Annotated in this window: 6 protein-coding genes; 5 read left to right on the top strand and 1 reads right to left on the bottom strand. The window is 73.1% G+C overall.

Features of this window, described 5'->3' with window-relative positions; translation table 11 throughout:
• Window positions 1-141: 141 nt before the first annotated feature.
• The 4 genes from ACIRD7_RS33500 (at window position 142) to ACIRD7_RS33485 (ending at window position 6774) form a co-directional block, all read left to right on the top strand.
• The gene (locus tag ACIRD7_RS33500) at window positions 142-894 is read left to right on the top strand and encodes a type VII secretion system-associated protein (RefSeq protein WP_403459713.1); all 753 of its coding nucleotides are present in this window, start codon (window positions 142-144) and stop codon (window positions 892-894) included.
• Entirely contained in the window at window positions 891-2093 is a 1203-nt protein-coding gene (locus ACIRD7_RS33495; RefSeq protein WP_403459466.1) for a ricin-type beta-trefoil lectin domain protein, read from the top strand. Before ACIRD7_RS33500 ends, ACIRD7_RS33495 begins: the two co-directional genes overlap by 4 nt.
• 158 nt (window positions 2094-2251) lie before the next feature.
• Window positions 2252-5566, top strand: a complete 3315-nt coding sequence (locus ACIRD7_RS33490; RefSeq protein WP_403459465.1) for a right-handed parallel beta-helix repeat-containing protein — start codon at window positions 2252-2254, stop codon at window positions 5564-5566.
• Window positions 5563-6774, top strand: coding sequence for a S8 family serine peptidase (locus ACIRD7_RS33485; RefSeq protein ID WP_403459464.1), 1212 nt, complete (start codon window positions 5563-5565; stop codon window positions 6772-6774). Before ACIRD7_RS33490 ends, ACIRD7_RS33485 begins: the two co-directional genes overlap by 4 nt.
• A gap of 496 nt (window positions 6775-7270) precedes the next feature.
• Here the strand turns inward: ACIRD7_RS33485 and eccCa are convergent, their stop codons facing one another.
• Complete coding sequence (gene eccCa, locus ACIRD7_RS33480; protein WP_403459462.1) at window positions 7271-11254, bottom strand: type VII secretion protein EccCa; 3984 nt, start codon at window positions 11252-11254, stop codon at window positions 7271-7273.
• A gap of 457 nt (window positions 11255-11711) precedes the next feature.
• Here eccCa and eccD point away from each other — a divergent pair, with 457 nt between their 5' ends.
• Complete coding sequence (gene eccD, locus ACIRD7_RS33475; RefSeq protein WP_403459461.1) at window positions 11712-13118, top strand: type VII secretion integral membrane protein EccD; 1407 nt, start codon at window positions 11712-11714, stop codon at window positions 13116-13118.
• Window positions 13119-13126 lie beyond the last annotated feature (8 nt).

Below are 13126 nucleotides of genomic sequence, written 5' to 3'. Positions count from 1 at the left end.
ACAACTGATTCGGACCCTGCTCTGCCCGCAACGGGCTTGACTGTTGTGGCATTCTGATGGCTCCCCGATCTGATCAGTGTCGTCGCGTGCGCACGCCGCCGGCACCCAAGTGTTCGTACAGAGCGAAGAGTTCAGGTGGAGATGCGGCCCGGACAACGGCAAGAGGGCGGGCCTGACAGCCGGCTCGCGGCGCCCGACGGCTCCGGCCCGGCCGCCGTCGACTCATCCGGCGCCGACGACGCCGGGCCCACCGACATCCCCGAGATACCCGAGGCCGTACGGGCCGCTGCCCGGCGTGCGCCCGGCCACTGGATCGGTGTGGTGGACCCGGAGTGGACGCAGGAGCGGACGCCGCCGGAGTGGGCGGTACTGGGGGAGTGGCAGTCGGACGAGAGCGGCGGGGTCGGGGACTACCGTCCCAACCCCGCATACCGGCCGTCGGCTCGGGTGCTCGGCTGGCCCGAGCCCACCGACCCGGTGGACGCGGCGGCGCAGCGGGCCGCCACCGGCTACGGCTCGGTGGACGAGGCGCTCGAGGCTCTCGCCGAAGCGGAGATCACCGTGGTGCGCGGACCGGACGGCGGGCCGCTCACGGCTGCCGGGCTGGACGGGGCGCCCGTGGTGCTGCTGTTCACCTCCCCGGCACACGAGTTCATGTCCGGGGCACTTCGGCATGACACCGTTCCGGCACGGGAGCTGGCCCGTTCACTGCGCGGCTCGGACACCCTGCTGATGGTCAACGCCGGTGCCGCGGCCCCCTTGCTCGTCCCGGCGGACGGACTCCTCGATCCCGTGCGCGAGCCGGGAGCCGAGCAGGCACCCGCTGCCCGCCCCGAGGACCGGACTCACAGCTCTTCTGAACCCTGGCCCCACACCACAGGGAGGACGCCGTGACGCGTTCGGTCCAGCCCAACCCCAGCTCCCCGAGGGCGGAGTCCGGTTCCGGCGGCGAGGAGGCAGCCGCGGCCGCTGCCGCGGAGCCCCAGTCCGAGGCCGCGCTGGATCCGAGCGAGGCGAAGGCCGGGGCCCGTGCCGAGGAGACGGCCGCCACGGCCGAACCCGTCACGGAAGGCCGGACCGCTACCGCTACCGAGCCGGAAGCCGAGACCGGTCCCGGATCCGGCGCAGCCACCGGCAGTCAGTCCGCGTCCGATGCCACGTCCGCGTCCGAGTCGGACTCCGAAGCCGACCCCGGTGCCGCCACGGCAGCCAAAAGCCAGCTCCCCGCACTCGTGCGGACCATGACCGCGACCGCCATCGACCGGCCCCAGCAGCAGCCCGGTCACGTGGGGCGGCCGGGCAAGGCGGTGCTGGCCGGGGCGGCCGTCGCGGGGGCGCTGCTCGTGTCGGTGCCGTTCCTCGTCCTCACCGGGGACGACGACAAGAGCTCCAAAGTGGCGCCGGCGGGAGGAACCGTCCTCGGCGGCGGTGAGCAGGAGCCGCCGGGCGACTTCGTGGTGACCAAACCCGACACCGGCGCCCCGTCCGACGGCGAGAAGAACTCCGCCAAGCCCGAAAAGCCCGTGCAGAAGGCCCCCGCGGGTGGCGCGGCGCAGGGCTCGGGCAAGGACACGCCGAAGCAAGTCACCGGCGGCAAGGACACGTCCGAGACGGACTCGGGTGAGCGGGACCAGCCTGCGAAGTCCGGGGGCGACAAGGCGTCCGGCGGCGACGACCGGCCCGCGAACCCCGGTTCGGGCGTGACGTTCAGTGCCCCGGTCTCCCTGCGCAGCCATCTCTCCGGCCGCTGCGTCGATGTCCCGTACTCCGACTTCGGCGACGGCAAGAAGCTGTTCGTGTGGGAGTGCAACGGCAGCGAGGCGCAGAAGTGGCAGTTCGCCTCCGACGGCACCATCCGCATCAAGGGCCTGTGCCTGGACGTGGCCAACGCGAACTACAGCGACGGCACCCCCATCCAGATCGCCTGGTGCAGCGGCAACGCCGCCCAGAAGTTCGTCCTGAACGAGCGCCACGACCTGGTCAACACCGTCGTAGGCAAGTGCGTCGACATCAAGGACAACAACACGGACAACGGAGCCTGGCTGCAACTGTGGACCTGCGCCGGCACCGACAACCAGAAGTGGAGCGTCTGACCGCCCGGCGGACGCGTTCAGGCCGAGAGCAAGCACTCCCGGCCTCAGCCCGCCCCGACAGGAGGGCATGATGGCACCGTCGGCTCGCCGACATCACGCGCACCCGACGTACCGGGGGCGCCCCGCAGAAGACGCCGCCCTAGCAAGGAGGTTGGTGCGTGTCGCGCCAGGTACTCACGGTCGGTCCGGGGGACCGGGACCGCTACCGGACGATCGGTGAGGCACTCTCGGCTGCCCGTACCGGCGCGCTCATCAGCGTCCGGCCAGGGACGTACGCGGAGAACCTGGTGATCCACACCCGGGTCACCCTCACCGCCGCCGAGGGCCGGGGCACGGTCGAGATCCGGCCACGTTCGGGCAGCGTGCTCGCCCTGCGCGCCGACGCCGTGATGCTCTCCGAGCTGACCCTGCGCGGCGGCGACGCCGAGCTTCCGGCCGTGGACGTGCGACGCGGGCAGGCCGCGCTCGACGGCTGCGAGATCGTCGGCGCCGCCTGGACCGCGATGCTGGCCGGAGGCACCGGGTCACTCGCGCTGCGGGACTGCCGGGTGAGCAACCCGCAGGGCGCGGGAATCGTGGTCACCTCGACCACTCCCACCACCGTGGAGTCCTGCACCCTTGAGCACCTGGGCACCAGCGGGCTGGTCGTCGCCGAGCAGGGCGAGGCCCGCCTGCGCGGCTGCACCGTGCGCGCCGCCCGCGGCAACGGCCTGCTCGCCAACGGCGAGTCCACCGGCAGTGTCGAGGACTGCGACATCTCCTCCACCGACAAGCCCTCCATCGCCCTGGAGCAGAACAGCTCCCTCACGGTGATCCGGACCGTGGTGCACGACACCAGCACCGGAGTGCATCTGAGCAGCTCGGGCCGTACGACGCTGGAGGACGTCCGCGTCACTGGCGCCTCCGGCAACGGGATCGCGCTGGCCGCGGGCACCGACCCGGTGCTGCGCCGCTGCCGCGTCTCGCGCACCCGCGGCCACGGCGTGCTGGTCACCGACCGGGCGCGCGGCACCTTCGAGGACTGCTGGGTGGACGGCGCACAGGGCGCGGCGCTGCGGGTCGCCGGGGCCGCGTCCCCGGCGCTGACCGGCCTGACGGTCCGCGACTGCGAACACACCGGACTGCTCCTGGAGGAGGACTCGGCGCCCGAGCTGGACCGCCTGGAGGTGATCGGCGGTTCGCCCGCGATCGCGGTGCGCGGCGGCGCCAACCCGCTGCTGCGCCGGGCCCGGCTGGTGGAGCCCGGCGGCGACGGCATCGTGGCAGGCAAGGACGCCCGCGGCCGCGCCGAGGACTGCGAGATCGTACGGCCGAAGGGCGCGGGCGTGCGCGCGGGCTCCGGCAGCACCCTCTACCTCGCCGGCGGCGGCGTCTCCGACACCGCGACCAACGGCCTGGTCGTCGACGACGGAGGCAACGTCACCGTCCGCGACTTCCGCATCGAGATATCCGGCGAGGAAGGCGTCGTGGTCGAGGCGGGCGGCGAACTGACCGCCAACCGCACCACGGTGCACGCCGCCCAGGGCCACGGCTTCCTGCTCCGCGAGGGCGCGCTCGCCTCCCTCAGCGGCTGCGAGGTCTCCGGCGGCGCCCAGGACGGCTTCCGCGTGGAGTCCACCGCGCCGGTCTCGCTGGTGAACTGCCTCGCCCGGGAGAACGAGGGCGGCGGCCTGGTGCAGACCACGCCCGGCGAACGGCTCGCCGTGGACGGCCTGAAGAGCACCGGCAACGGCAAGCGGGACGCCTGGGGCAGCGGCAGCGCCGAGAACACCGACCCGGCCGGCTCCGGCGCCGCGGACGCGCCCCCGCCGGACCGCGAGGACGGCCCGCTCGGCGCGCTCAACGCGCTGATCGGCCTGGAGAACGTCAAGCAGCAGGTGCGCACCCTGGTCAACCTGACCCAGCTCGCCCAGCGCCGCGAGCAACTCGGCATGTCCGCCCCGCCGATGAGCCGGCACCTGATCTTCGCCGGTCCGCCCGGCACCGGTAAGACCACCGTCGCCCGCCTCTACGGGGCGATCCTGGCCGAACTGGGCTCGTTGCGCAGCGGGCACCTCGTCGAGGTCTCCCGCGCCGACCTGGTCGCACAGGTCGTCGGCGGCACCGCGATCAAGACCACCGAGACCTTCGAACGGGCCCTCGGCGGCGTGCTGTTCATCGACGAGGCGTACACACTCACCGCGGACAGTGGCCACGGTGGCGCCGACTTCGGCCGCGAGGCCGTCGACACCCTGCTGAAGCTGATGGAGGACCACCGCGACGACGTGGTGGTGGTCGCGGCCGGCTACTCCCGCGAGATGGAGTCCTTCCTCGGCTCCAACCCCGGCCTCGCCTCCCGCTTCTCCCGCACCGTCGAGTTCGAGAACTACTCCGTGCCCGAACTGGTCGCCATCATGGAGAACATGTGCGCCCAGCACCAGTACGAACTGGGCGAGGGCACCGCACAGGCGCTGGTCGCGCACTTCGAGGCGATGCCCAGGGACGCCGGGTTCGGCAACGGCCGTGCCGCGCGCGGGGTGTTCGAGGAGATGGTGGACCGGCAGGCGGTCCGTCTCGCCTCCCTGCCCCAGGTCGGCGAGCACGATCTGCAGCTGCTGCTCCCGGAGGACGTCTCCGCCACCGCCGCAGCCAAGGCCACCGAGTCCGCCGTACCGGACGACGACCCGCTGACCCGCCTCGGCGACATGATCGGCCTGGCCGAGGTGAAGCGCGACGTCGCCGACCTGGTCAACCTCATCACCACCGCCCGCCACCGGGCCGCCGCCGGGCTGCCGGTGCCCTCACTCAGCCACCACCTGGTCTTCACCGGTCCGCCCGGCACCGGCAAGACCACCGTCGCGCGCCTCTACGGCGAGATCCTGACGCAACTCGGCATCCTGCAACGAGGCCAGTTGGTGGAGGCGGCCCGCGCGGACCTGGTCGGCCGCTACATCGGCCACACCGCCCAGCTCACCCGCGAGGTCTTCGAACGGGCGAGAGGTGGTGTGCTGTTCATCGACGAGGCCTACACCCTCACCCCGCAGGGCAGCGGTGCCGACTTCGGCCAGGAGGCCGTGGACACCCTGCTGAAGCTGATGGAGGACCACCGCGACGAGGTGGTCGTCATCGTCGCCGGGTACACCGACGAGATGGAGCGCTTCCTCGGCTCCAACCCCGGCCTGTCCTCCCGCTTCCCGCGCCGGATCTCCTTCGCCGACTACTCCTCCGAGGAACTGGTCACCATCGTGCGCGCACAGGCCGCGAGCATGGGTTACGAGTGCGGACCCGGCACCGGCCCGGTGCTCAAGGCATACTTCGACGCGCTGCCCCGGGACCGCTCGTTCGGCAACGCGCGGCTGGCCCGGCAGGTGGTCGAGTCGATGGTCACCCGCCAGGCGGGGCGGCTCAGTTCGCTGGCCGCACCCACGCTGGACGACCTGCGCATCCTCATCCCCGAGGACGTCGCCGCGGCCCCCAAGGGGGTCGGACTGTGACCGCGTACGCCCGTGGGGCCGCCCGTCTGCTGTCCGGGGCAGGCCTCGCCGCCGCCCTGTTGCTGCCCGCGACCGTGCCGGCCCATACGGCCGACGGTGGAAAGGGCCAGGAGCTTCCCCCGATGCCCTCCGCGCTCGACGCGGACGCGGACTGCACCCCCGCCTCCCGGGAGACGGCTCAGAAGCAGGACTGGTCACGCCAGCGCCTCGACCTGGACCGGCTGCGCGGGCAGGGCACCGGTGAGGGGGTCACCGTCGCCCTGATCGACACGGGCGTCGACCCTGACGCCGCGGGCCTCGACGGCCGGGTCACCGCCAGTGGTACCGCCGCCGACGACTGCGTCGGGCACGGCACCTTCCTGGCCGGGCTGATCGCCGGAACCGGCGGGGACAGCACGCGTCTCGCCGGAGTCGCCCCGGGCGCCAGGATCCTGGCCCTGCGGGGTACCGACACCCGCGGTGAGTCGAGCGCCTCGCTGGTCGCGCAGGCAGTGCGCGAGGCGACCGAAGCCGGGGCCGACGTCATCGCCGTCACCGTGGCCCTGCCACGCCGGGACGCGACACTGACCCGGGCGGTCGTCGAGGCCCGCGGCGCGGGCGCCGTCGTGGTCGCCGCGGCCACCCCGGACCCGCCGTCACGGGGCACCGACGAGATCCCGTCCCGCCTGTACTGGCCGGCCGGTGAACCGGGCGTACTCTCGGTCGCCGACATGCTGCCCGGCGGCGTCCGCCCGGACAGCGCCCTGCCCACCACGGGCATCGACCTGGCCGCCCCCGGCGCCGGGGTGGTCTCCGGCGGTCCGAGAGGCGACGGCCACTACCTCGGCGCCGGCGCGTCGGTGGCCGCGGCCTACGCGGCCGGGGCCGCCGCGATGGTCCGCGCCGCCCACCCGGACGACTCGGCCGACGCCGTCACCGGCCGTCTGACCGCCACGGCCTATCCCGCCGACATCCCGCAGCTCGACGCCTACGCCGCCGTCACCACGGTCCTGGGCGACTCGGGAACCGCGTCCGGTACCGAGCGCGCCGCGGAACCGCTGTCCGTCCGTGACACCTCCGCCGCCGACCGCGCGACCGGCCGCGCCACCCTCTTCGTCATCCTCGGCTCCGCCGCCGTACTCACGGTCCTGTGGGCCGCGTTCACCCTTCCCCGCGCCCGAGCCCGCGGCTGGCGCCCGGCGAGGGCGGGCGGTACGCAGGAGGACTGAGCCGAGCCTGGGGGCGCGGGTGCTGACGGTTGTGCGCCCTGCTGGGGCTTGCTTGTGCCGGATGCCAACGGCTGCGCGCTCGGCACTGGCGACCGGTCCCCGAGGGCCCCTCGGGCGGCGTGGGCTTGTTTCGGTTGCGCATCCGGTGCATGCGGCCGGTCCCGTAGGTGCCCGGGGTCGGCCCTCGGGCAGGCGGCTCGTGTCCGCTGTGCACGCGATGCGTGCGGCTGGTCCGGGAGGCGCCTGCGCTGGGCCGTCAGGCGGCGCCGGTCCGGTAGGTGCCCGGGGTCGGCCTGCGGGCGGTGGCGGCTCCCGCTCGGCTGCACAGCCCCCCATGCGGCCGGTCCCAGAACGCACCTGCGGTCGGCTCTCCGGCAGGGACGGGTGCCGCCGGAGTCGCGGCTGCCCACCTGCCCGCCCACGGCGCCCCTCCCGCAAAGCCGACGGCGGGGGCCACCCCGAGATGGCCCCCGCCGTATCTCACCGTGTCGTGGTGTCACTCCTCCTGGCCGCGGCCCGTCTCCACCAGTGCCGTCTGCATCAGCCGTGACCGGCGGCGGGCGATGTGCTGGGCGCGGCCGGGTGGGAGGTTGAGGGGCTTGGCGTTGCCGAAGAGGCGGCCTTCCGTGGGCGGGCAGGAGAGCAGGATCGCGGGGTTGTTCGCCTCGTCCAGGCGTCGGATGAGCGAGTCGCTGAGGCCCCGGCCCGCGCCCATCGCGCTGCGGGCGACGATCAGGTGGAGGCCCATTTCGTAGCCGAGGGTCAGATGCTCGAAGAGCGGCTCGAAGGGGCTCTGGAAGGAGTTGCCCGCGACCATGTCGTAGTCGTCGACCAGGATGAACAGACGCGGCCCCGTCCACCAGTCGCACTTGCGCATCCGGGCCGGGGCGATGTCCGCACCCGGGACACGGGTCTTCAGCGCGCGGGCCGCGCCGTCGATGGTCTCCGTCAGGTTGTCCAGGGAGATCACGTGCCCGATTCGGTACTCCTCCGGGATGGCGTCCACCAGCGTGCGCCGGTAGTCCACCGCGATGATCTTCGCCTCGTTGGGGGCGTACCGGGCGGTGATGCCCTCGGTGATGCGGCGCAGCAGGTTGGTCTTGCCGCTCTCCGTGTCGCCGACCACGATCAGGTGCGGGGTGCGGCTGAAGTCGTGCCACACCGGCTCCAGCGCGTCCTGGTCGATACCGAGCGGGAGCCGCATGCCGCCGCCCTCGGTGGGTTCGGGCGCGGGGAGTTCGGCGACCGGCAGCCGGTGCGGCAGCATCCGGACCTGCGGGGCGGCCGGCCCGGACCAGTGCTTGGAGACTTCGCCGACCAAGTGGGCGACGCCCTCGCCGAGGTCGTCGAGGGAACCGCGGCCGTCGAGGCGGGGCAGTCCGGCGAGGAAGTGCATCTTGCTGTCGGCGGTGATACCCCGGCCGCCGCTGCGCGGCACCGAGCGGGCCTTGCGGGTGTCGATCTCCGAGTCCATCGGGTCACCCATCCGCAACTCCAGGCGGGTCGCCGCCTGGTCGCGGACCTGCGCGGACAGCTCCACCCAGCGGGTGGTGGTGATGAGCAGATGGATGCCGTAGTTCAGGCCGCGGGCGGCGAGTTCGTTGAACTTCGGGACCAGTTCGTCGTAGTCCTGACGGACCGTGGACCAGCCGTCGACCACCATGAACACGTCGCCGAACGGCTCGTCGGGGAACTCCCCGGCGGCCCGGCGACGGCGGTAGGACTGCATGGAGTCGAGGGTGTGGTCGACGAAGAACTGCTCGCGGCGCGCGAGGAGCGTCATCACCTCGGCGACGGCCCGGTGCACCCGCTCCGGGTTCAGGCGCGCGGCGACACCGCCGACGTGGGGGAGCCCCGCGAGCTGCGAGAGACCGCCACCGCCGAAGTCGAGGCAGAAGAACTGGATCTCGGCGGGCGTGTGGGTGAGGGCGAGGCCGGCGATCAGGGTGCGGGCGAGAGTGGACTTGCCGCTCTGTGAGCCGCCCGCGATGGCGACATGGCCGCCGGCCCCCGAGAGGTCCACGATCAGCGGGTCGCGGCGCTGCTCGAAGGGCTTGTCCACCAGGCCGACCGGAACCCGCAGCTTGCCGTTGCCGGACCAGCCGGCGGCGGTGAGGCCGCGCTCGGGGTCGGGCGCGATACCGGGCAGCAGGGCGTCCAGCGGGGACGGCTCGTCCAGCGGCGGCAGCCACACCTGGTGGGCGGCGGGACCCGAGTCGCGCAGCCGGTCGAGGGCCACGTCCAGCAGGGTCTCCTCGTCGCCGGTCTCCTCGGTCTCCGGCTCCGGATCGGGCGCGGCCTCGAGCGTGCGCGGCACGACCCAGCCGCTGGTCCACGGCACCACCTGACTGGCCACCCGGGCCTGCACCACCGCGCCGGTACGGCGCCGGTACGTCCCGGAGGAGTAGGCGGCGCGGAACCGGGTCAGCGCCTCCACACCGGACTTGAGGTAGCCGCTGCCGGGCTGGGCAGGCAGCTCGTAGGCGTCCGGCACGCCGAGCACGCCACGGCTCTCCATCGCGGAGAAGGTACGCAGGCCGACCCGGTAGGACAGGTGGCTCTCCAGTTGGTGCATACGGCCCTCGTCCAGGCGCTGCGAGGCCAGCAGCAGATGCACACCCAGGGAGCGGCCGAGGCGGCCGATCATCACGAACAGGTCCATGAACTCCCGGTGCGTCGCGAGGAGTTCGCTGAACTCGTCGACCACCACGAACAGGCTGGGCAGCGGCCTGAGATCCGCCCCGCCGGCGCGGGCCCGCTCGTACTCCAGGGCGGAGGTGTAGTTGCCGGCCGCGCGCAACAGTTCCTGGCGGCGGATGAGTTCGCCGTGCAGGGCGTCCTGCATGCGTTCCACCAGGGCGACCTCGTCGGCGAGGTTGGTGATGACGGCGGACGTGTGCGGCAGCTCCTCCAGGCCGAGGAAGGTGGCACCGCCCTTGAAGTCGACCAGGACGAAGTTGAGGGTCTCGGAGGAGTTGGTCAGCGCCAGGCCCAGGACGAGGGTGCGCAGGAGCTCGCTCTTGCCGGAGCCGGTGGCTCCGATCAGCATGCCGTGCGGGCCCATGCCGCCCTGCGCCGACTCCTTGATGTCCAGCTCCACCGGACGGCCGTCCACGCCGACCGCGATCGGCACCCGCAGCCGCGCGGAGCCGGTGTTCCGGGCGAAGAGGGCCTTCGGGTCGTGCCGGTGCAGATCGGGGATGCCGAGCAGGGTGGTCAGCTCCACGTCCGCGTCCAGCGGCTGCGCGATGTCGCTGCCCAGGCTGATCCGGCGGGAGGCGAGCAGCCGGGCCAGCGACTCGGCGCCGAGCAGGCCGAGCCGGTCCGGCCGGCCGAGCGGCACCGAGCGCTCCTTGCGGCTGCGGTCGGTGCGCACCAGGTTCACCAGGTCCGGTCCGACGGTCAGCCGCAGCGTGTTACGGCCGGGCCGCCAGCGCAGCGCGCCGGACACGTCCAGGACCACGGCGTTGCGGTAGCCGTGGCCCTCCCAGCGGTGGCTCTCGGGGACGGTGATGCCGTCGAGGACGACGACCGTGTACGGCTCGTCACGCCCCGGTCGGGCATCGGGGTCGAAGCCGGGGCGTTCGGCGAACTCGGCGCCGAGCAGGTCGTCCAGCTCGGTGAGGTCGGCGGTGATCCGGCGAACCTGGCCGGCGCCGTCCTCCTCGTGCGGATGCAGTGCGTGCGGCAGCCACTTCACCCACTCCCAGTCGGCCCGCCGCTCGTCACTGACGCACAGGGCGATCCACAGCTCCTCGGGCGCGTGGAACACCGCGAGCTGCCCGAGCGCGGCGCGCACCAGAGCGCGTACGGCGTCGGGGCCGCCCTCCTCCGACGGGGCGCCGGACTCTTCGCCCGACGGCTCCTCGGGCCGCACCATGACCCGCGCCGAGGAGCGCAGATAGAGGCCGAGGGGCTGCTCGGGAATGGTGGAGTAGGCGCGGATGAAGCGGCGCAGGGCATGCGCGCAGAGCGGTTCGAGGTCCTCCACCGGGCGGGTGGAGACGGGGTTCAGGGTGAGCGCGAGCTGCTGTTCGCCGACCGCGAGCCGGACCTCGCCGAAGTCCTCGTCGGCCGGGCGGCGTTCCCACAGCCGTGAGGTGCGGGCCAGCGAACGCAGCGACGAGGGCTCCGGGTGGCGCCAGGCGAGCGCCCGCTGCTGCTCGACGATGGTGGCCCGGACCCGTTTGCGCATCTGCGCCAGATAGCGGAGGTAGTCGCGGCGTTCGCCCTTCAGGCGCTGCTTGCGCTCGCTGGAGCGGCGCATCAGCTGACCCAGCAGCATGGCGGCGGCCGACAGCGCCATGACGCCCAGCGCCAGATACATGAAGACGCCGTTGCCACCGCCCGGACGCATGAACATCAGCATCATCGACACCGACATCAGCGCCATCGGCAGGTAGGTCCAGATCGCCGAGGTGTCGGGAACCGTCTCGGCCAGGACCGGTGGCTCCTGGAGGGTCAATTGCCCTTCGGGCATCTCGGGTCCGCGCCTGCGGGCCGGCCGGCGAAACAGCACCACACTCAAGGAACAGAACCTCCGGTTTCACTGGCTTTCCGGCCCGCGCCGAATACCGGTACACACCCGGTAACGGGAAAGACCGCACCGCGCTCATTTTCCCGGGACCCGGGTGCGCGGTGAACGCCGGATGAATGTTGTGAGCCAAGAGCGGGGAACTCTCAACTCCCCCACCATTCAGCCGCATACCGGACAAGGAGTCCGGTCCCCAGCACGATCCGGCGAGCGTAGGCAGTAGTCTGCATTCACGTAACGCGACCTGTCCACGCGGGAGGGGTGGTTGCCGCGGTGAGCGGAGTCAATTCCCCCGTCCGAACCCCCTGTTCTGGCTCGTGGGGACCTTCCGTACTCTTCGCACTGCCCCTCTCATGGGGAAAGTCCTCCTGCAAACCCTCCAAGGAAGACGAGAGTTCAGCTGATGACCGACAGCGCGGTGGCCGAACTGTGCCGCCTGACCGTACGCGCGCCGAGCGTCTCCGTCGATCTGGCCGTGCCCGCCGACGTTCCGGTCGCCGATCTGCTGCCCACGCTGCTGCGCTATGTCGGCGAGGAGGCCGAGGAGGCCGGACTCGACCATGCCGGCTGGGTGCTGCAGCGGCTCGGTGACGCCCCGCTCGACGAGGAGACCACACTCGCGCGGGCCGGCCTCGCCGACGGGGACGTGCTCTATCTGCGCGCGCACACCGAGGCGCTGCCCGAGGCGCGGCTCGACGACCTGGTGGACGGGATAGCCGACACCGCGGGCCGACGGCTGCACACCTGGCACCCCGAGGCGGCCCGCGGGCTGCTGGTCGGCACCACCGTGGCGACCGTGCTGGCCGCCCTGGTGCTGGTCTTTCGGCCGGGAGTCACCGGCTCCGGCTCCTTGAAGGCCGCCTGCGCGGCCGTGGCGGGCATCCTGCTGCTCGCGGGCGCGGGCACCGCCAGTCGCGCGGTCGGCGACCGTCTCTCCGCGACCGCGCTCGGCCTGCTCGTCGGGCCGTGCCTGGCGCTGGCCGGCTGGGTGCTGCCCGGCGGCGATCTGACCGGCCCGGACGCGGCGCAGGTCGCCGGTGCGCGCCTGCTCGCGGCGGGTGCCGCGGGCGCCGGCGGCGCGGTCCTCGCGCTGGCCGCCACAGCGGTCGGCGCCCCCGCCCTGCTGGCCACCGCGGTCGTCTCGGTGGCCACCGCGATCGCCGGCGCCCTGATCGGGTACTCCGGCCTGGACGTGCAGGCAGCGGTCGCGCTGGTGGCGACGGTGATCGTCCTCGCGGCCGGAACCGTGGCACCGTTCGCCTTCAAGCTGGCCGGGATGCGCATGCCCTCCCTGCCGTCCTCCGCCAGCCAGCTCCAGGAGGGCATCGAGCCCTACGCGGGCGACGAGGTCGCCGAGCGCACCGAGTTGGCCGGGCGCTGGGTCACCGCCCTCTTCGCCGTCAGCGGCGTCATCTCCGCGGCCGCCCTGGCCGTCCTCACCCACCACCCGGACCTGCCCGAGGTGGTGACCTCGGTCGCGCTGAGCATGCTGCTGCTCCTGCACTCCCGCGGCCTGGTGCACATCGGGCAGCGGCTGACCCTGGCGGTGCCCGGCATCTGGGGGCTGCTGCTGCTCGCCCGCGCCTGGGCGGTGGACAGCGACGGCGACGGGCGCCTGGTGGTCTTCGCGGTACTGCTCGGCGCGGCGGCGGCCCTGGTGATCGCCGCCTGGACGGTGCCCGGCCGACGGATGCTGCCGTACTGGGGCCGGGCCGCGGAGATCGCGCACACCGGCATCGCGGTGGCGCTGCTGCCGCTGAGCCTGTGGGTGGCGGGACTCTTCGGCTGGCTGCGCGGCCTGTTCGGCTGAGCACACCC

Source organism: Streptomyces sp. NPDC093568 (assembly GCF_044764945.1).
Lineage (GTDB): Bacteria > Actinomycetota > Actinomycetes > Streptomycetales > Streptomycetaceae > Streptomyces.
The sequence above is the reverse complement of the archived record's forward strand: the minus strand, read 5'-3'. Positions and strand labels throughout refer to the sequence as shown.